This window comes from Pseudomonas sp. WSY_20, from assembly GCF_043104335.1.
In the GTDB taxonomy this organism is placed as follows: domain Bacteria; phylum Pseudomonadota; class Gammaproteobacteria; order Pseudomonadales; family Pseudomonadaceae; genus Aquipseudomonas; species Aquipseudomonas parafulva_B.
In genome coordinates, this window is the sequence record NZ_JBICKP010000018.1 from 121,090 (window position 1) to 138,807 (window position 17,718).

Below are 17,718 nucleotides of genomic sequence, written 5' to 3' on the forward strand. Positions count from 1 at the left end.
GGGCGCCATGCGGGGTTGCCGGTGCAGCCGCCGGTGCAGCCCTTACGGGTCAGGCGGTGGGTTGCCCGGCGCTGCCAGTCGCAACGAGAGTAGGGTCATCGTGCAGCGATATCCGCGAAGTTTCCGGCAATGCCAGCCCGCCCACTAGCGCTATCAAGGCAATGACGACCAGGTAGAAAGCTGGCGCCAGACTGCTGCCTGTCTGCCCGATCAGCCAGGTCGCGACCAGCGGGGCGGTGCCGCCGAACAGGGTGTAGGCCACGTTATAGGTAATGGCCGAGGCTGTATAGCGGGTACGTGTAGGGAAGCTTTCCGATAGCAGGGCCGCCGTTACAACGCCGCTGGACAATGCACCCACCGCCAGCAGCACCACACCTAGCAGGGCGCCGAACATCGACCCCGAGCTGGCCAGCCAGTAGGCCGGGAACACGCACAGCATCACCCACAAGCAGGTAAAGCCAATGGTTTTGCGCCGCCCGATGCGATCCGACACAGCGCCGGCAACCGGGCAACCCGCGGCGGCGAACAGCAGCGCAACAGTGGTCACCAGCAATGACTGGGCGCGAGTCAGGTTGCCCACCAGTTGCAGGTAGGTGGCAAAGTAGGTGGTGAACATATAGAACGACAGTGCGGTGAGGGAGATGAACGCGCCCAGGTTGCGTATCGCGCGTCCATGGTGGCGCAGCGTCTGCTTGAGGGGCGAATGCTCATGTTCCTTGCCTTGCGCCAGTGCTTCACGGAAGGCTGGCGTTTCTTCCATGCGCCAGCGCAGGTACAAACCCACCAGGCCCAAGGGTGCGGCGATCAGAAACGGTACACGCCAGCCCCAGGCGGCCATGGCTTCCGTGCTCAGGCTTGCTTCCAGGCCGTAGGCGATCACGGCAGCGCAGGCAAAGGCCGAGAACGTCGAGACCGGCACGAAGCTGCCGTAGAACGCGCGCTTGTCGTTTGGTGCATGCTCCATCAGGTAGGCACATGCCCCCGCATATTCACCTCCGGCCGAGAAGCCTTGCAGGCAGCGTGCAAGCGTCAACAGTACGGGGGCTGCCAATCCGATGCTGGCATACGTTGGGAGCAGGCCGATGAGGGTGGTGGAGCCTGCCATCAGCAAAATTGTCAGCGACAGGATGCGCTTGCGTCCCAGGCGGTCTCCCAGCGCGCCGAACACGATGCCACCCAGTGGGCGCAGGGCGAATGCCACGGCGAACACGGCGAAGGTCTTGAGCAGGGCGACGCTCGGGTCACCACTGGCGAAGAATTGGCTGGCGATGAGGGTTGCAAGAAAGCCGTAGACGGCGAAGTCGAACCATTCGACGAAATTGCCGATGGCCGAAGCGGCGATCACCCTGCGCAGGGTGGCAGGGGATACCTCGTGAGGTGCGGACATGCGGGTGCTCTCCGATTTTCCATTGGCAGCCATGACGAGCGTGGTGCGGTCGAGCCGCGCCATCATTTGTTGTGGTTGTCAGTAGATCGGCCCCGCTTATGGGTTGCTTTGTCGAGGACGACCTTTGGATGCCAGAAACGACCGGGGCGGTTGGAGCTCTAGGCCACGACAACGCGGTTGCGCCCACTCTGCTTGGCCAGATAAAGCGCTCTGTCAGCCGCGGCCAACGTGCCGGCCGCATCGCCTGTGCCTTCCCAATGCGCCACTCCAAGCGACACAGTCAGGTCGCCCACCGGAGCTATCGGGGTGTCCTCGATGATCGCGCGCAGGCGCTCGGCCACACTGGCTGCCACAGCCAGGTCTGCGCCAGGCAATAGCATCAGAAACTCCTCGCCGCCAGTACGGCAAAGCAAGTCGCCTTCCCGACAACAGCGGCGCATCGAATGGGCCAGTTGTCGTAGCACGGCATCGCCTGTGTCGTGCCCGTGGCTGTCGTTGATCCGTTTGAAATGATCCACGTCCATGACGATGGCTGAAAAACGCCGGCCTTCAGCCTCTAACAACGACAGGCTGAATTCCAGCCCGCGGCGATTGACCAGCCCTGTCAGGGGGTCGGTCTGGGCTTCGCGGTTCAGCCGGCCTATGCGTTCGTGTAGCAAATTCAGGCCGAACAACAACGCTCGCTTGAGCTCAGCTGCCTCGAAATACCACGCACGCACCCGGTGCAAATCTTCGGCCGTGTTGGCGCTGTCCATCCTCCTTGCACTGGCGGCGAGCTGCCAGAGCGGCCGAGCGATGACCAATGCCAGCCACCAGAGCAACAGGCTGCCGACCAGCGCCAGTGGCACCGATGCACCTATCACGTTGAGGACCAGGGTATTGAGCGGTGCCACGGTGCGTGACAGTGGCTGCTGGGCGACCACGCCCCAACGGGCACTGGGCACGGTGGCGAAGCCTGCTAGCATCTCGACGTTCTGGCTGTTGGTGAGTGCCAGGGTGCCGCTGGGCAGCGTTGGCAACTGGTCGATCAAGGCATTGCCCTGCACGACGGTACCGACACGCTGGTTATCAGGGTGGTAGAGCAGGCGTCGTTGGTGGTCGACTACATAGAGATATGAGCCGTCCTTGTAGAAATGCTCGCCCAGCAAACTGTTGAGGATGTTGTGTTCGCGCAGGTAGAGCGTGCCCCCTACGTAGCCCAGGTAACGGCCTTGCTCGTCGATGATCGGCTGCGAGAGGGTGACCACCAAGTTGTTGGCAGCGGAGACGTAAGGGGTAGAGACCAGCGCACGCCGCAGGTGCAGCGCTTCGTCGACCCCCGGGGAGTGCATGCGCCCGCCCACCAGGTGCCGCAGCGGCGCAGGGGAGACGGACAGCAACGTGCCGTCGGCATCGATCACGAAGGTGGAATTGAACGCCATGCTCTGCGCCAGCACGCGGTGTGTTTCAGCCTGCAAGGCCACGGCGTCACTCAGTTGCCGGCCTTGCACACCTGCGCTGAACTGCAATTGCTGCAAGGCGTTCCCGATGAAGGTTTCGGTGATGCTGGCCAGCTTGGTGGCGTACACCCGGTTCGCTTCCAGCGCGTGATCGATCAGCAACTGGCGCTGGACGCGGTAGCTGGCAAAATAGCTGGCGCACAGCATTACCAGTGCAGTGAGTGCACAGAGCACCAGAATGAGCCTGCGCAGGTCCAGTCGCAATCCATGCTTGGTGTTTGGCAATCCTGACCTCGAAATCATCAGATACGGAGAATGGCAAGCAATCCTCGATAGCCGTCGCGTAGCGCGTGACGCTCAGGGGGCGGGGTTTTCCAGAGCCTGGAGTTCTGCCTCCACGTCCTGCATGCGCTGTTCAGCCACCGCCTGTACCTTGGCATCTGCGGCGGTTTGCTGCATCAGTGCCGTGAGTTTTTCGCTCAACCGCTTGCCTTCAGGGGTTTTTTCCAAAGCGCGGGCCTTGGCGGGGTCCTGCAAGGCGCCGACGATACTGGCGAATTCGGCATCGGTAAAATTCTGTTCGCTGTACAGGCGGAACAGGTCCTGGCGCTGGTCGTCAACGGTCAGGTGTCGGCGCAGCACCTGTTCGATGCTGGCTTGGCTCACGTCCGGGTGCTTGCCTGCAAGGAGCACGGCCATGCGTTGAATGTTGTGGTCATAAGCCTCCTGCAGTGGCAGCTGGGCAACGATCTGTTCTTCACGCGTGGGCTTCTGGTCGCACGCCGTGACCGCGGCGATGAGCGCAAACATGAGCAGCAACTTCGAAGGGCGAGGCATGGCTTGGCCTGAGTGGGCTGTGGAGTAGGGCAATTATAGGGGTGCGCACGCGTCCTGGACGAGCGTTGCATTTGCCTTGCCGGGCTCGCTGCGGTAGAACCAGGCCCTTTCACTGCAACGGTTGCCCCATGCCTGAACTGATCCTGAGCCCCGTGACCCCAGAAACCCGTGAGGAGGTCGTGGCCTTTGTCGAGGCCGCGCGGCGGGACTTGTTTCCGATGCTTGCCAGCGCGCCCAAACCTGCGGACCTTGAACATTTTGATGATGTCTATCTGCAAGGCGCCGGCGCGTTCATCGAAGCACGGGCAGGCGCAGACCTGGTGGGCGTAATCGGCTACCTGCCCTATGACAATCGTTTTGCTCAGTTCGATTACGGTGACCAGCGTGTGGTCGAGGTCGTGCGTCTGTTCGTGTTGCCTGCCTATCGCCGGCACGGCGTTGCGGCGCGCTTGTTCGGGGCCTTGACGGCGCAAGCGGCAAGCGAAGAAATCGACCGTTTTTACCTGCATACCCATCCGTTTCTGCCGGGGGCCGTCAGCTTCTGGGAGCGACAGGGCTTCACCCTGCTGCAGGTCGAGGACGACCCGGTCTGGCAGACAACCCACATGGACCTGCGGCTGCGTTAAGCGCTCGGACATGTCCTACATTGACGTGGGCGTGATGGACCACGCGTTCATTTTCTTACAAGGCAGGTGATGATTTGCTTCCTCGTGCACGGACTTTTCACAGCCGCAGAGGGAGAGCGACAATGCCGCACATGGCCCTGTACAAACTGAAACTGCTGGATGAATTCGAAGTTCGCACAGACGGTTGGTCGTTCGACGATTTCCAAAACCGCCTGATGGACATATGGCGTGGCGCCACCTGCCAGGATGCCGCCAGCATCATCAATGCCGCGCACCGAGAGGGCCGATGGCCCAGAACGGTCAGGCAGTACCTGCTCAGTCGCATCGAGGTGGCCGGTCACGTCGAACCGGAACTGGAAGCCACCTTCATCGAACTGTCGGACTCACTCACCGGTCAGGAGCGGGCGCAATGGTGCCGCACGGCGACCGACACGGTTCACTGACCGCTGACATGGGCGCGCGGTGGCTTCGCTGCCGCCGCCCGTATTCAACACGCACGGCCGTCAGCCTACCCGCCGTCCACAATGCGCCGCGTGGCACGGAGGCACTCACGCGCAGCGAAAACGCAGTACCTGAGCGCCGTCCATCGGGTCGGTGAGCACGTGCGCGTGAACGCCGAAGGTGCTCAGCAAGCAAGCGGGCGTGAGCACATCCAGCGGTTTGCCCAAGGCGACCAGTCGCCCATTGTTCAACACCGCCACACGGTCGCACGTCAATGCCTGATTGAGATCATGCAGGGCCACGAGCGTGGTGACCGGCAACCCCTGCACCTGCTGCAACAGGGCGAGTTGATGCTGGATGTCGAGGTGGTTGGTGGGCTCGTCCAGCAATAGCACTGCGGGGCGTTGCGCCAGCGCCCGGGCGATGTGAACGCGCTGGCGCTCGCCACCGGACAACGACCCCCACAGGCGGCTGCGCAAATGCAGCGCATCCACATCAGCCAGGGCGTGCTCGACGATGGCCTTGTCGTCGTCACCGAGCGGCGCCAAGGCCGATAACCATGGGATGCGGCCCAACGCCACGGCGTCGAAGACTCGAATGGCATCGAGCGTGTCAGCATGCTGCTCGACAAGTGCCAATGCCCTTGCCACCGTTCTGCGAGGCAGACGCGAGAGCGACTTGCCCAGAAGTTGCACGGTCCCCGTGGCGGGCTTGCGAAGGCCTGCCAGCACCTTGAGCAGCGACGACTTCCCCGAGCCGTTTGGCCCGACGATGGCCAGGGTCTCACCGGCGTGCACCGTCAGGTCGATCCCGTCGAGCACCGGGCGGCCACCCAGGTGCAGGCTGATGCCCTGGCAATCCAGTGGGGCGAGCTGCATGGGCGCCATGGCGGTCACGCGCGTCCCCTTCGGGCTACCAGGATAACGGCGAACACCGGTGCGCCGATCAGGGCCGTGACCACCCCTACGGGGATGACCTGTCCGGCGATCAACGTCCGCGACAGGATATCCGCGGTGATCAAGAACAGCGCCCCGCCCAGGGCGCTGGCCGGTAGGAGCCGGTTATGACCGGGCCCGAGTAGCAGGCGCAGCGCATGGGGAATGACCAGGCCCACGAAACCGATCGCGCCGACGATGGAGACCATGACGGCGGTGACCAGGGCTGCACAGCTGATCAGTAACAGTTGAGTGCGCCGTACCGGCACGCCCAGGGATGCTGCCGAATCGGCGCCAAAGGTGAACGCATCCAGCGCACGGCGTTGCCACAGGCAAATCAGAAGGCCCAATAGGGCAACCGGCACGGTCAGCCAGACCGAAGGCCAGCGCACGCCACTGAGATTGCCCAGCAGCCAGAACAGGATGCCGCGGGCCTGTTCGGCCGTCGCCGACTTGGTGATCAGAAGCGCCGTCACAGCATTGAACAACTGCGAGCCAGCCACCCCGGCAAGGATGACGTGAGCCCCCGTGCTGCCTGGGCTCGCGGCGCGCGCCAGCAGCAGCACCAGTGCAAAGGCTGCCAAGGCGCCGATGAAGGCCCCAGCAGACATGCTCAGGGTCATGCTGCCCACGCCCAACAGACCCACCAGCACCGCTCCTGTAGATGCGCCCGCCGACAGGCCCAGCAGATAGGGCTCGGCCAGCGGATTGCGCAGCAGCGCCTGGAGGATCACGCCGCAGGTGGCCAGCCCGGCGCCGCAAGCCGCCGCGACGAGGCTACGGGTCAGCCGGTAGTTCCACACAACACCAGCATCGATGGGGTCGAGCGGGTAGCCCGCTTGCCAGGCGTGGTTGGCCAGCACCTGGCCGACCAAGCGTAATGACAGAGGGTTTTCACCGATCGCAGTACCCGCCAGCAGCGCACCCCCTAGGGCTACCAATGCGGCGCAGGTCACCGTCAGACGCTTGATCACGGGGCTGCAACGCCAGTGGAAAAGGCTGCCGCCAGCGTCTGCAAGCCGCGGAACAAACGAATGCCCGCCTGCATCGCCTCGGCATCGAGCACGATGATGCGCCCATGCTTGACGGCGTCCATGTGCTGGGTCACAGGGTCATTGCGCAAGAAGTCGAGTTTCTTCTGGTAGTCGTCGGCCGGAAAACGACGGCGGTCCATGCGTGCAATGATCAGCCAGGTTGGGTTGGCCTTGGCCAATGTCTCCCAACTCACGGTTGGCCACTCCTCGGTGGAGCTCACCACGTTGCGCACGCCAAGGGCACGCAGCATGAAATCCGCAACGCCCTGGCGGCCTGCCACGTACGGGTCGGTGGCCAGGTCAGCGCTGGAGAACCAGAACAGCGCCGAGGTATTTGACAGGTCCACGCCTGCCAGCTGCGCCTGGGCATTGGCCAAACGGCCCTTGAGTTCGTCATTGAGGGCGGCGCCACGGGCCTGCACATCGAAGACGCTGGCCAATTCGCTGACACTCTTGTAAATGCTTTCGACCTGGAAGGCCTGCAGCCGCGTGCCGTCGGCGCCTACCAGGTTGTCCTTGCCTTCGCAATCCGACGGCAGCACATAGGTGGCGATGCCCAACTCATCGAATTGCTCGCGCGTACCCACCGCGCCCTTGTCCCCGACCATCCATTCGAACTGGGCCGTCACCAGTTGCGGGCGCTTGCCCACCACCGCCTCGAAGCTGGGCTCGTTGTCGGCAAGCCGAGGGACCTTGGCGTCTTGCGCCTGGTAATCGGGCAATACGTCATTGAACCACAGCGATGAACCGGCGAGCTGGGCACCCAAGCCCAACGCGTACAGCATTTCGGTGCCCGCCTGACCGATAGTCACCACGCGCTGGGGTGCCTGGGTGAACACCTGGGGTTTACCGCAGTTGTCGATCGTCAGCGGATACGCGGTGGGTGCACCCTGGGCCAGGCCGGCGATGCCAAGGCCAGCGAGCAGGGTGGCGAAACGGGGCAGCATGCAGGACGATCTCCTGTGGGGCAGTTCCCGATGGCTCGCGCAAGACGAACGCGGGATTCCCTATTGATGTGAGGGTGGAAACCGGCGGCACGCATGGTAGACCATCGCGCCGCCGGGTGAAACGCTTTTAGGGTCTGGTTTAGCCGCCTAGAAGTACTTCAGCCACGCCAGATCACGCCGGCGCGCCTTCAGCCGGGCGAACCAGCGTACAGGCGGGTAGAGCATTAGCGGTAGCAGGGCCGACGTGAGCCAAACCGCGGCAATGGTCTGGAAACCAAAGTAGGCCCCCTGGTTGGCCCCCCACACACCTAGTGCGCTCAGGTACAGGAGCTTGAGCACGTAAAGGTGCAGCAGATAGAAAAACATCGGGGCTGCGCCAAACATCGCCAGCACTCCGATCCAGCGCGGGTGCCCTGCGCGCTCGAATGCACGCAGCAGCAGCAACCCAACGCCCAGGGTCAACGTCAGGAACACCAGTGACGGCGGGTATTTGGTGATGTTGAAGAAACTCATCAGCGTCTGCGCCAGCGCTGGGTGAACACTCCAGTGCGCTTCGCCATAGGCGTTGATCGCGCGCAGCGCGACAAAGCCCAACAGGGCGCCGCACCCAGCGTGTAGCAGCCGTCGTTGACGCAGTGCCGGTGTGCACGCACTGTGCAACCAGGGGCCGAGCCAGTAGCCAACGGCGATGACGCCGACCCAGGGCAGTACCGGGTAGGAGGTGCGCAAGCGCAGTGTGGAACTGACATCGAGCCAGGTACGGTCGTGAGCGATGGCCCAGGGCACATGCCAGGGGGATGCGGCGTCGAAGTGCACACCGTCAAGCAGGTTGTGCCCGGCGATGAGGGTCAGCCCAACGGCGAGCAGGCCAGCCCGGGGCAGCCATATCAAGGCTGACAGCGCCATCATGCTGATACCGATGGCCCAGATCACTTGCAGGTAGATCACAGTCGGCGGCACCTGGAATGTCCAGGCGAAGTTCACCAGGGTGAATTCCAGCACCACCAGAAAAAGCCCGCGCTTGAACAAAAACATCGAGACTTCGCCGCGACGCTGCCGTTTTTCGCCGTAAAGCCAGGCAGACAGGCCGGTGAGCAGCACGAAGACCGGCGCGCACAGGTGTGCGAGGGTGCGACTGACGAATAACGCAGGCTCGGTGGTTTCCACGGCCATCGGGTCACTGACCTGATACTGCATGAAAAACGTTTCGCGCACGTGGTCCAGCAGCATGATCAGCATGACGAAACCGCGAAGGGCGTCGATGCTCTGCAAGCGTTGGTGTGAGAGGGGAGGTAGCAAGGATGTAGGGGGCATGGGCATCACGGTTAAAGACGACGGACGAAACGTTATCTTATAACCCGAGCGCTGAGCAAGACTGCCTGTTTTGAACCGTCAGAATCTGGCGTGTACTGGCTCCAGGGCACGGGCATCAGACCCTGGAGCGCCAAGGCTGACTACCGACCCTTGCGACGCGATACACGCGCTTCGATGTTCTTGCGGCCAATGAGCAGCGCAGGCTTTTCCGTGACTGGCTCATCGGCCAGCCATTTATACATGACAAGGCAATCCACCAACCCCAGGTGTGCATGGCGATAAGCCTTGGGCAAGCGGCCGACGGTTTCGAAGCCCAGCTTGTGCCACAAGGCCACCGCCACTTCATTGCTGGCGACCACCGAGTTGAACTGCAGCGCCAGAAAGCCTTCCTGACGAGCCAGCTTCTGCGAGTGCTCGCACATCAAGCGCGCCACCCCGCGGCCACGTGCCTGCTCGGTCACCATGTAGCCACAATTGCCCACGTGGCTGCCTGGCCCGCCGGCGTTGGCCTTGAGGTAGTAGGAGCCCAGGAGCTCGCCCTGCGCTTCGGCTACCAGTGTATGCCGGGGCAGCTCGAGCCACATGTGGCGGGCCTGCTCAAAGGTCATGTCGGGGTCAAGGGCGTAGGTTTCGCGCGCCTGGATCACGCCCTGCAGCGTGGGCCAGAAGCGCTCGAAATCTTCTGGCGTCATGGGGCGGAGATTGATCATGTGCAGCCTCAGATGTAGATGAACACCAACACCAGCGCCGCCACCACTGCCCATTTTTCGAGGTAGTAACGCGTGCGGTTACGCTTCTTCAGTGCTTTGCCGCGTTCGCGGATGCGGTAGATGCGGGTGAACAGGCGGTTGATGGCGCCGGTCTTGTCCCCTGCATCGTTGGGCGCCGCGGCGGCGGCCATGACGTTGCGGCTGAACCAGCGATTGAACGCCGTGGCCCAGCGGTACTTGAGCGGGCGCTCCACATCGCAGAACAGAATGATGCGATTGTGCTCGGTGGTGTTGGCCGCGTAGTGGATGTAGGTTTCGTCGAACACAACGCCCTGGCCATCGCGCCACGAATATTTCTCGCCATCGACGTCGATGTAGCAGCCGTCGTCGTTTGGAGTATCCAGGCCCAAGTGATAGCGGTAGGAGCCAGCATAGGGGTCGCGGTGCCGAACCAGCTTGGCCCCAGGGGGCAGGGTGGCGAACATGGCGGCCTTGACGGTGCCAATGCCTTGCAGCAGCTGCGTGGTGCGCGGGCACAGGGTCATGGCCGACGGATGACTTTCGCCGTACCACTTCAGATAAAACCGCTTCCAGCCGGTCTTGAAGAACGAGTTGAAGCCCACGTCGTCGTAATTATCGGACTTCTTGATTTCGCCAACCTGGAGTAAGCGCTGGGCTTCTTCACGGATTTCCTGCCAGTGTTCCTGCAGCGGTTGTAGCTCAGGGAAGGCTTCGACCGGCAGGTAAGGTTTGGCCGGATGTTTCGAGAACAAGTAAAGGAAACTGTTGACCGGGGCCAGGAAACTGGAATGGTCACCCAGCTGGCGGGTCAGCTTGTGACGCACCCGGCCGCGCAGGTGAACGTAGGCGATCGAGAGGACGAATAGCAGAACGAGTGCAATTTTCATGGACGTTTACTTGTCGAAAAATGGCCATGCGCGATGGCATAAGCCCGCCAGCATAAACAATCGTCGCGGCAGTTTGTACCTATTGTTACGAAACTGTCCGGCCGGTTCGGTGTCGCGTTGCATCGTCCGCGACCCTGGTTTCACCTTCAGGAGATCTTATGGCTCAGGACACTCGCTCCACGGCCAGCCCGTTCAAGCGGCTGTTTTTCGCCCTGCCAGTCAGTGATGCCCAGCGCCGCGATGTCTCCCAGTGGCGACGCAGCCTGGCGCTGCGCAGCGGCAGGCCGGTGCCAGCCGCCAATTTCCATATCACCCTGGCATTCCTGGGCAATGTCGATGCGGCGCAGGTCCCATCGGTGTGCGCTGCCGTCGACCAATTGCTGCTGCCCGACAAGGCGCCGAGGCTGGTGCTTGATCGCTTGCAGGTGTGGCACAGGGCCGGTGCCCTGGTGCTTGAGGCGCAGCATACGCCTGCGCCCCTTCTTCAACTGGTCTATGGGCTGCAACAGGCGCTGCTGCCCTTGGGTATCGCCGTTGCAGACCGCACCTTTCGACCCCACTTGACGTTGTCCCGCGACTTTCACGGGCAGCCCCCTGAGGCCAGCACGCCGCCTGAGTTCTTTGTCAGCGCCCGGGAATGTGTACTTTACGAGTCTCGAAAGGGCGCCTATCAGCCATTGGCACGCTGGGCATTGGGGGATGGAGGCGCATTCATTAGCCCACTGGGCTCACACCGGTAGGCTCTGATACGGCAGTTCTTCGCCGGGGCTGCGTTCGAATTGGCGTTTATACTCGCGGCTGAACTGCGACGTGCTCTGGTAGCCCACCCGATGGGCGACCTGAGCCACGCCCATACCTTCGCCGATCAGCATCTGCTGTGCCTTGAGCAGCCTCAGGCGCTTGAGGTACTGCATGGGCGCCATGTCCGTGCAGCGCTTGAAATGCTCGTGGAAGGTGGAGACGCTCATGTTCGCTCGCCCAGCCAGAGCCTCGACGCTCAGTGGCTCGCTGTAGTGTTCGCGCAGGTGGGCCAAGGCGGCGCCGATGCGGGCGAAATGGCCCTGTTGCTCGACCAGCGCTCTGAGTACCCCGGCCTGCGGGCCACGCAGGGCGGCGTACAGCACTTCACGCACCCGGGCCGGCCCCAACACCTTGGCGTCCACAGGATCTTGCAGGCACTCCAGCAACCGCTCGACCCGCTCACGCATGGGCGCGTCCAGGGCGGCCGAGGTCATCGACTGGGGCGTCTGAGCCTGCACCGGGCCATCGGTGGCAAGGCCGCTGCTCTGCACCAATTCGCTCAGCGTGGCGCGGTCGATGGCCACTGCCACGCCCAGCAAGGGCACATCGGGCGTGGCGAAGGTTTCGCACATGAACGGTACCGACAGCGCCTGCACCAGGTAATGCCCCGCGCCATACTCGAGCGTGCGGGGCCCCAGGCGGGCCAGCTTGCTGCCCTGGGCCAGGATCATCAGGCTCGGCTCATAGATCTGCGGGCTGCTGGCCACGTAGTGGTCCCAGCTCAGCACTTGTACCAGGGGCAGGTGGGTGGGCACGAACCCTGGGCGAACCGCCAGACGGCGTATGAGTGCGCAAAGCGGGGCATTGGCGTCGACGTGACGGGTCAGTTGCATGGAGCACCGGGGCAGAGAATCGGACAGCATGGGTGGACGGATTATGCCCGCCGCGCGTTGGCTGCACCAGAAGCTTCGGAGAATCAGGCAAGGCTTCCGGAGAATCTGCGGTGGGCAATGTTCCTATCTGAGAACAAAATGCTTCACATGAACCGTTTCACTTAACCGCGAGGTCTCTATGTATACCGCTATCGGTTACGCCGCCCAAACCCCCACCAGCCCGTTGGCACCCATGACCTTCGAGCGCCGCAGCCCGCGCCCGGATGACGTGGCCATCGACATCCTGTATTGCGGGGTGTGCCACTCGGACATTCACCAGGCCCGCAACGAATGGGGCATTGCGGTCTACCCCTTGATGCCAGGCCACGAGATCGTCGGCCGCGTGACCGCGGTAGGCGCCCAGGTCACCGGCCACAAGGTCGGTGACCTGGTCGGTGTCGGCTGCATGGTGGATTCCTGCCGTCAGTGCGCGGCCTGTGCCAAGGACCTTGAGCAATACTGCCTCGAAGGCCCGACCATGACCTACGCCACGCCCGATCGGGTCGATGGCAGCAACACCATGGGTGGCTACTCCAGCAGCATCGTGGTGAGCGAGCATTTCGTGGTACGCATCCCCGAGGGCATGGACCTGCCCAGCGCCGCCCCTATCCTGTGCGCCGGTATCACCACCTATTCGCCGCTCAAGCACCACGGTGTAGGCCCAGGCCACAAGGTGGGCATCCTTGGCATGGGTGGCCTGGGCCACATGGGCATCAAGCTGGCCAAGGCGCTGGGTGCCGAAGTCACGCTGTTCACCCGTTCCGAGGCCAAGGCCGCTGAGGCGCGCCGCCAAGGGGCAGACCATGTGATTGTGTCCACCGACGCCGAGCAGATGAAAGCGGCAGCCGGTCGTTTCGATTTCCTGCTCGACACCATCCCGGTTCAACATGACCTCAATCCCTACCTGGAAACCCTGACGTTCGACGGCGTGCACATCCTCGTCGGGTTGATCGAACCGATCGAGCCTGCGCTGCATGCTGCCAACCTGGTCATGAAGCGCCGCGTGCTGGCCGGCTCGTTGATCGGCGGTATCGCCGAAACCCAGGAAGTGTTGGACTTCTGTGCCAAGCACGACATCCGGTGCGACATCGAGATGCTGGATATCCGGCACATCAATGAGGCCTATGAGCGCATGATCGCAGGCGATGTGAAGTACCGCTTCGTGATCGACATGGCGACCCTCAAGGCCTGATCGGCCGTCGACCTGCACCGGGATCAAACGGTGCAGGTCCTGTTGCTGGCCTTACCAGGCCAGCGGCTTGTCCCCACCTTTCCAGAACAGCCAGCGGCGGACCTCGCCATGCGGGCCTGTACCGATCTGCCAATCAGGTCGGCCACTGTCGAGCGCGATCACCGAGATGAACCCCGCATGGCTTGCGGCAACGAGGGTTCGACCATCCTCGCTGATGTCCATTGCGCTGATGGTAGAACCTAGATAGTGCTGCCAGCGTTCGCCACCGTCTTCCCCAAAAGCCCGTAAATAACCATAGGCATCGCCGACGATGTACTCGTCCTGGCGCGCCACGCCTGCGTAGATCCGTGCGCCTTCCTGCACCACCGGCGTGCGGGGGTCCTGGCTGTAGTAATCCGTATCCAGGCCCTCCAGGTCGCTCACCCTGACGGCCAGCGACGCACCGCTGTAGAAGTGACAGGCATTGAGCAGCAACTGGTCCCCGGTACGGTTGAACAAGGCGTAGTGCGGGTATTCGCTGGCCGGTCCGATACTGGCAACAGGCGTTAACTGACGGTCCAGCACCTGGTGTCGGTTGGCTTGCTCGCCTACCACGACCCATTGCCCGTCGGGCGATACAGCGCCATGGGCCATGCTCAGGCCCAGGATGATGTCATCGGGGTCCGTGCCCTCTGCCAGCGCTTGCTCGACCTGCTCCTGGCGCGGCAGCAGCCGGCTCGCGCCCTGCTCAGAGAGCACGAAAATGCCCTCGTCGCTGATCAGCAGCACCTGTTGCCCATCGGGGAAGGGTATCAATGCAGTCGCAATGGGGGGCAGGTCGAAAGGCTCGAACGGATAGCCTTTGGGCAACCCCTCCAAACCGGTAGGCCACGCCAGCCGCCGCACCTGTGGGCCGCCCCATCCATCGGTCACGCGCACACCCTCGGCGTTGGCCAGGGCGAAGAAGCGTCGAGCCGGGCAACGGCCGAAATGCTCGACGCCGATGATGGGTGTCACGGTATAACCATCGATACGCACCACCTGGCCTTTCTCGTGGGGCATGCCGATCCGTGCGAGCAGGCTCCCGTCATCGAGCAGCAGCAACGTGGCGATACCCTGACCATGGGTGTCGAGCAGGGGCAACAAGGGCGCATGGGCTGGCGGCCAAGCCTGGCGAAATGCCTGGCGCTGGTGCTCCTCGACGGTCGGCTGGTTGACCTTGCGCAAGGCGGCGCGCCAGGCGTCCAGCAAGTGTTCGGTGGCAGGGTGCCGGGGTTCTTCGAGCTGCTCCCAGCCGTGCGCACTGCCTTGTGCGACATAGTCGTTGACCGCCTGGGCGTAGGTGATAACGGCCTGCTGCCATTGCTGCTGGGGATGCTGCTTGTCCATGAGTGGGTGGAACTCCTTGATGTGCGCCAGTATCCGAGATTGCGCATGGTACGCCTTCGGTACGGCGGTTGTGAGGCCCGAGCATGACGCGTACCATGCCTGCGTCCCCAATTTTAATAAGACACACGCTCATACTGCTCCTTGCCGGGGCCGGACGTGCGTGGTCTTGCCTTGCCTGTGGAGAACCGGTTTCACGCCATGAACGGACCCTTACCTGACCACTTGCCGCCCACAGTAGGCGGCGGCAGCTGGCTGAGCGTCATCGCTCTGGCGTTGGCTGCCTTCATCTTCAACACCACCGAGTTCGTGCCGGTGGCGCTGCTCAGCGACATTGGCCGCAGCTTCGACATGACCACCGCGCAAGTGGGGCTGATGCTGACCATTTATGCCTGGGTCGTGGCATTGGCGTCACTGCCGATGATGTTGATGACACGCAACATCGAGCGGCGGCGCCTGCTGTTGTTCGTGTTTCTGGTGTTCATCGTCAGCCATCTGCTGTCCTGGCTGTCGCAGAGTTTTGCGATGCTGCTGTTCAGCCGTATCGGCATAGCCTTGGCGCATGCCGTGTTCTGGGCCATTACTGCCTCGCTTGCGGTGCGCGTCGCGCCCCCTGGGCAGCAGGCCAAGGCGCTGGGCCTGTTGGCCACCGGCACGACGCTGGCGATGGTGCTTGGCATCCCCCTGGGGCGCGTGGTGGGCGAGGCACTGGGGTGGCGCGTCACCTTCCTGAGCATCGCTGGGGTGGCGCTGGCGACCATGCTGTGCCTGATGAAGTCGCTGCCGTTGTTGCCGAGCCAGAACTCGGGATCGTTGCGCAGCCTGCCGATACTGTTCAAGCGGCCTGCGCTGGTCATCACCTACCTGCTGGTGACGCTGGTGATCACGGCGCAGTTTACCGCCTACAGCTATATCGAGCCGTTCGCCCTGCATGTCGCGCAGATCAGCGGTGAGCGCACCACGTTGGTCTTGCTGTTGTTTGGCGGCGCAGGTGTGGTCGGCTCGTTCCTGTTCAGCCGCTACAGCGACCGTTTTCCCCAAGGTTTTCTGGTGGGCTCGATCGGCATGCTGGCAGTCTGCTTGCTGCTGCTCTTGCCATTGTCCGGCAGCTTCCATGCGTTCGCCGTGCTGAGCATGTGCTGGGGCGTGGCGATCTTGAGCTTCAGCCTGTCATTGCAGTCACGCACCTTGAAGCTGGCCTCCGACGCCACGGATGTGGCCATGGCGTTGTTTTCCGGCATCTACAACATCGGCATCGGCGGTGGTGCGTTGCTGGGCAGTATCGTCAGCAGCTACCTGGGCGTGGCCACTATCGGCCTGGTCGGGGGCAGCGTGGCAGTGGTTGGCTTGTTGCTGGCAGTGGGCAGTACCCGCCGCTTTCGCGATGCGCTGACCCATTGATTCTGTCTTTGCGAGCAACAAGGCTGCTCAGCTCAATACCGCAGCCCACGCTGAGAGCAAGAGCAGGCCGCCCAGGGCCTGGTTGAACACGCGCAGGCGGCGTGGCGTTTGCAGCCAGGCCGCACTGCCTGCGCCCAGCACCGCCCACAGCGTCATGCACGGCAGTGCGATCACCAGGAACACCAGTGCCAGTTGCCACACCGCCAGGCCTGGCGCGGCAAACACGCCGATTACGGACACGGCCATCAGCCACACCTTGGGGTTGATCACCTGCAGCGTTGCCGCGTCCACTGCCGTGAACACCCGCGCCTGGGCTGGCGCGCCGGTAACGCCAGTGCTGCGCAGCAGTTGCCAGGCCAGCCAGCTCAACCACAACACTCCGGCCCACATCATCAGATGCTGGGCTTGTGGGTGGCGCGTCAACCATTGACCCAGCCCCATGCCAACCAGCAACACAGTGGCCGCAGCGGCCAGGCATGCCGCCAGGATGGGCACCAGCGTGCTGCGCAGGCCATGTCGGGCGCCTTGGGCAAGGATAAGCAGATTGGTCGGTCCTGGGCTGATGCTGGCAACCAGGGCAAATGCAACGAATGGCAGAAAAGAATGCGTCATGTGCTAGGGCTCCTTTGGTGTCAGCCCCAATGCTCGCCATTTGCATCGCCTCAGTCTGGAAGGATTGAGCAGCGCTTGCGGTAGTATGCCGGGGTGAGCTGATAGGCCCGCCGAAACCAGCGGCCCAGGTGGCTCTGATCGGCAAAGCCCAAGGTGACAGCTACGTCTGAAGGGCTGGCCCCGCTGGCAAGCAAACGCCGGGCCCTGGCCAGGCGCAGCTGGATGAGGTACGCATGCGGGGCGAGCCCGAATGCTGCCTTGAAGGCTCTGGTCAAGCGGTAACGGTCGATGCCACAGGCAGTCGCCAGCTCTTGGAGGCCAACATCCCGTGCGAGGTTGTCATGCAGATAATCGCGGGCCCGTTGCGCCGTGAGCGGCAAGCGCGGGTCTGGATCGACTCGCTTGCGCCAGTGCAGGTGGCGTGTGAGGCAGGCGAGCAAGGCGTCGATGGCTGACTGCCTTACGATGAGCAGTTCGTGTGCATGCAGGGCATTGAAGGCAAACGCGGTGGCTTGGCCAAGCTGCAGGTCCTGGGTCAGCGTGTCGGCGAAACGGGGCAAGGCATCACGCGGCGCCTGTTCGAATAGCAGGCGCAACTGCTGCTCCAGCCAGTCCGGCTCCAGGTAGAGCGTGGAGTAGGTAAAACCTTCTTCAGTGGGCGCGAGCCCGTCGTGCAGGTCCCCAGGTTCAAGCATGAAGACTTGCCCCGGCACACTATGGTGCCTGACCCGCCGGCAATTGAATTGCTGGACCCCTTGCTCGGTGACGCCTACCAGAAAGCTCTCGTGCCAATGGGGGTCGTAGGCATGACCGACGAAATGGGCGCGGATCGACTCGATGCCGGTCTCGGCGTCCTGCTTGAGGTCGATCCAGTTACTCATGGGGGCTCGCTGTGTG

18 protein-coding genes are annotated in these 17,718 nt (G+C 63.0%); 5 read left to right on the forward strand and 13 right to left on the reverse strand.

Translation table 11 applies throughout. The features are described 5' to 3' along the window. Positions 1–49 precede the first annotated feature (49 nt). From ACF8E5_RS04880 to ACF8E5_RS04890, 3 genes are all read right to left on the reverse strand, one after another. Entirely contained in the window at positions 50–1,387 is a 1,338-nt protein-coding gene (locus ACF8E5_RS04880) for an MFS transporter (protein WP_078479434.1), read from the reverse strand. 158 nt (positions 1,388–1,545) lie between these two features. Further along, entirely contained in the window at positions 1,546–3,111 is a 1,566-nt protein-coding gene (locus ACF8E5_RS04885) for a sensor domain-containing diguanylate cyclase (protein ID WP_197843956.1), read from the reverse strand. 72 nt (positions 3,112–3,183) lie between these two features. Next, positions 3,184–3,663, reverse strand: coding sequence for a hypothetical protein (locus tag ACF8E5_RS04890; protein ID WP_058637347.1), 480 nt, complete (start codon positions 3,661–3,663; stop codon positions 3,184–3,186). Positions 3,664–3,791: 128 nt separating this feature from the next. Here ACF8E5_RS04890 and ACF8E5_RS04895 point away from each other — a divergent pair, with 128 nt between their 5' ends. After that, positions 3,792–4,289, forward strand: coding sequence for a GNAT family N-acetyltransferase (locus ACF8E5_RS04895; protein WP_145255302.1), 498 nt, complete (start codon positions 3,792–3,794; stop codon positions 4,287–4,289). A 122-nt stretch (positions 4,290–4,411) separates the two neighbouring features. Next, a complete protein-coding gene (locus ACF8E5_RS04900; protein WP_392474969.1) occupies positions 4,412–4,732 on the forward strand; it encodes a hypothetical protein in 321 nt (106 codons plus the stop codon). A gap of 105 nt (positions 4,733–4,837) precedes the next feature. Here the strand turns inward: ACF8E5_RS04900 and ACF8E5_RS04905 are convergent, their stop codons facing one another. The 6 genes from ACF8E5_RS04905 to lpxO all read right to left on the reverse strand — a co-directional run bounded on the left by ACF8E5_RS04905 (position 4,838) and on the right by lpxO (position 10,578). Next, positions 4,838–5,617, reverse strand: coding sequence for an ABC transporter ATP-binding protein (locus ACF8E5_RS04905; protein WP_058637429.1), 780 nt, complete (start codon positions 5,615–5,617; stop codon positions 4,838–4,840). Positions 5,618–5,622: 5 nt separating this feature from the next. Next, complete coding sequence (locus tag ACF8E5_RS04910; RefSeq protein WP_078478765.1) at positions 5,623–6,639, reverse strand: iron ABC transporter permease; 1,017 nt, start codon at positions 6,637–6,639, stop codon at positions 5,623–5,625. Next, complete coding sequence (locus ACF8E5_RS04915) at positions 6,636–7,646, reverse strand: ABC transporter substrate-binding protein (protein WP_197843955.1); 1,011 nt, start codon at positions 7,644–7,646, stop codon at positions 6,636–6,638. The genes ACF8E5_RS04910 and ACF8E5_RS04915 overlap by 4 nt, the downstream gene beginning before the upstream one ends. A gap of 147 nt (positions 7,647–7,793) precedes the next feature. Next, positions 7,794–8,960 carry a DUF1624 domain-containing protein gene (locus ACF8E5_RS04920; protein WP_078479433.1) on the reverse strand — a complete coding sequence of 389 codons (1,167 nt, stop codon included), beginning with the start codon at positions 8,958–8,960 and terminating at the stop codon, positions 7,794–7,796. Positions 8,961–9,100: 140 nt separating this feature from the next. After that, complete coding sequence (locus ACF8E5_RS04925) at positions 9,101–9,670, reverse strand: GNAT family N-acetyltransferase (RefSeq protein WP_058637342.1); 570 nt, start codon at positions 9,668–9,670, stop codon at positions 9,101–9,103. A gap of 8 nt (positions 9,671–9,678) precedes the next feature. Then, entirely contained in the window at positions 9,679–10,578 is a 900-nt protein-coding gene (lpxO, locus tag ACF8E5_RS04930; RefSeq protein WP_023536108.1) for a lipid A hydroxylase LpxO, read from the reverse strand. Between the two features lie 158 nt (positions 10,579–10,736). Here lpxO and thpR point away from each other — a divergent pair, with 158 nt between their 5' ends. After that, the gene (thpR, locus tag ACF8E5_RS04935) at positions 10,737–11,318 is read left to right on the forward strand and encodes an RNA 2',3'-cyclic phosphodiesterase (protein ID WP_058637341.1); all 582 of its coding nucleotides are present in this window, start codon (positions 10,737–10,739) and stop codon (positions 11,316–11,318) included. Here thpR and ACF8E5_RS04940 read toward each other — a convergent pair. After that, positions 11,307–12,212, reverse strand: coding sequence for an AraC family transcriptional regulator N-terminal domain-containing protein (locus tag ACF8E5_RS04940; protein WP_392474970.1), 906 nt, complete (start codon positions 12,210–12,212; stop codon positions 11,307–11,309). The genes thpR and ACF8E5_RS04940 overlap by 12 nt on opposite strands. A gap of 178 nt (positions 12,213–12,390) precedes the next feature. Between ACF8E5_RS04940 and calA the strand changes: the two genes are divergently transcribed. Continuing rightward, positions 12,391–13,443 (forward strand): vanillin reductase, encoded by a 1,053-nt coding sequence (gene calA / locus ACF8E5_RS04945; protein WP_027914670.1) that lies wholly within the window; start codon positions 12,391–12,393, stop codon positions 13,441–13,443. Between the two features lie 51 nt (positions 13,444–13,494). Here calA and ACF8E5_RS04950 read toward each other — a convergent pair whose 3' ends face one another. Further along, a complete protein-coding gene (locus ACF8E5_RS04950; RefSeq protein WP_058637340.1) occupies positions 13,495–14,811 on the reverse strand; it encodes a hypothetical protein in 1,317 nt (438 codons plus the stop codon). Between the two features lie 198 nt (positions 14,812–15,009). Between ACF8E5_RS04950 and ACF8E5_RS04955 the strand changes: the two genes are divergently transcribed. Then, positions 15,010–16,209, forward strand: a complete 1,200-nt coding sequence (locus ACF8E5_RS04955; protein WP_392474971.1) for a sugar transporter — start codon at positions 15,010–15,012, stop codon at positions 16,207–16,209. A 27-nt stretch (positions 16,210–16,236) separates the two neighbouring features. On the opposite strand, the gene ACF8E5_RS04960 is transcribed toward ACF8E5_RS04955, so the two are convergent. Next, a complete protein-coding gene (locus ACF8E5_RS04960; protein WP_058603872.1) occupies positions 16,237–16,821 on the reverse strand; it encodes a LysE family translocator in 585 nt (194 codons plus the stop codon). 50 nt (positions 16,822–16,871) lie between these two features. Further along, on the reverse strand, positions 16,872–17,702 hold the full coding sequence (locus tag ACF8E5_RS04965) for an AraC family transcriptional regulator (RefSeq protein ID WP_145255292.1): 831 nt from the start codon (positions 17,700–17,702) through the stop codon (positions 16,872–16,874). Positions 17,703–17,718 lie beyond the last annotated feature (16 nt).

What these genes read in the sequence shown, in the direction of transcription:
- ACF8E5_RS04880 (WP_078479434.1), bottom strand. Translation starts at nt 1,387, where the DNA reads ATGTCCGCACCTCACGAGGTATCCCCTGCCACCCTGCGCAGGGTGATC.
- ACF8E5_RS04890 (WP_058637347.1), bottom strand. Translation starts at nt 3,663, where the DNA reads ATGCCTCGCCCTTCGAAGTTGCTGCTCATGTTTGCGCTCATCGCCGCG.
- ACF8E5_RS04895 (WP_145255302.1), top strand. Translation starts at nt 3,792, where the DNA reads ATGCCTGAACTGATCCTGAGCCCCGTGACCCCAGAAACCCGTGAGGAG.
- ACF8E5_RS04900 (WP_392474969.1), top strand. Translation starts at nt 4,412, where the DNA reads ATGCCGCACATGGCCCTGTACAAACTGAAACTGCTGGATGAATTCGAA.
- ACF8E5_RS04905 (WP_058637429.1), bottom strand. Translation starts at nt 5,617, where the DNA reads ATGGCGCCCATGCAGCTCGCCCCACTGGATTGCCAGGGCATCAGCCTG.
- ACF8E5_RS04915 (WP_197843955.1), bottom strand. Translation starts at nt 7,646, where the DNA reads ATGCTGCCCCGTTTCGCCACCCTGCTCGCTGGCCTTGGCATCGCCGGC.
- ACF8E5_RS04920 (WP_078479433.1), bottom strand. Translation starts at nt 8,960, where the DNA reads ATGCCCCCTACATCCTTGCTACCTCCCCTCTCACACCAACGCTTGCAG.
- ACF8E5_RS04925 (WP_058637342.1), bottom strand. Translation starts at nt 9,670, where the DNA reads ATGATCAATCTCCGCCCCATGACGCCAGAAGATTTCGAGCGCTTCTGG.
- lpxO (WP_023536108.1), bottom strand. Translation starts at nt 10,578, where the DNA reads ATGAAAATTGCACTCGTTCTGCTATTCGTCCTCTCGATCGCCTACGTT.
- thpR (WP_058637341.1), top strand. Translation starts at nt 10,737, where the DNA reads ATGGCTCAGGACACTCGCTCCACGGCCAGCCCGTTCAAGCGGCTGTTT.
- ACF8E5_RS04940 (WP_392474970.1), bottom strand. Translation starts at nt 12,212, where the DNA reads ATGCAACTGACCCGTCACGTCGACGCCAATGCCCCGCTTTGCGCACTC.
- calA (WP_027914670.1), top strand. Translation starts at nt 12,391, where the DNA reads ATGTATACCGCTATCGGTTACGCCGCCCAAACCCCCACCAGCCCGTTG.
- ACF8E5_RS04950 (WP_058637340.1), bottom strand. Translation starts at nt 14,811, where the DNA reads ATGGACAAGCAGCATCCCCAGCAGCAATGGCAGCAGGCCGTTATCACC.
- ACF8E5_RS04955 (WP_392474971.1), top strand. Translation starts at nt 15,010, where the DNA reads ATGAACGGACCCTTACCTGACCACTTGCCGCCCACAGTAGGCGGCGGC.
- ACF8E5_RS04960 (WP_058603872.1), bottom strand. Translation starts at nt 16,821, where the DNA reads ATGACGCATTCTTTTCTGCCATTCGTTGCATTTGCCCTGGTTGCCAGC.
- ACF8E5_RS04965 (WP_145255292.1), bottom strand. Translation starts at nt 17,702, where the DNA reads ATGAGTAACTGGATCGACCTCAAGCAGGACGCCGAGACCGGCATCGAG.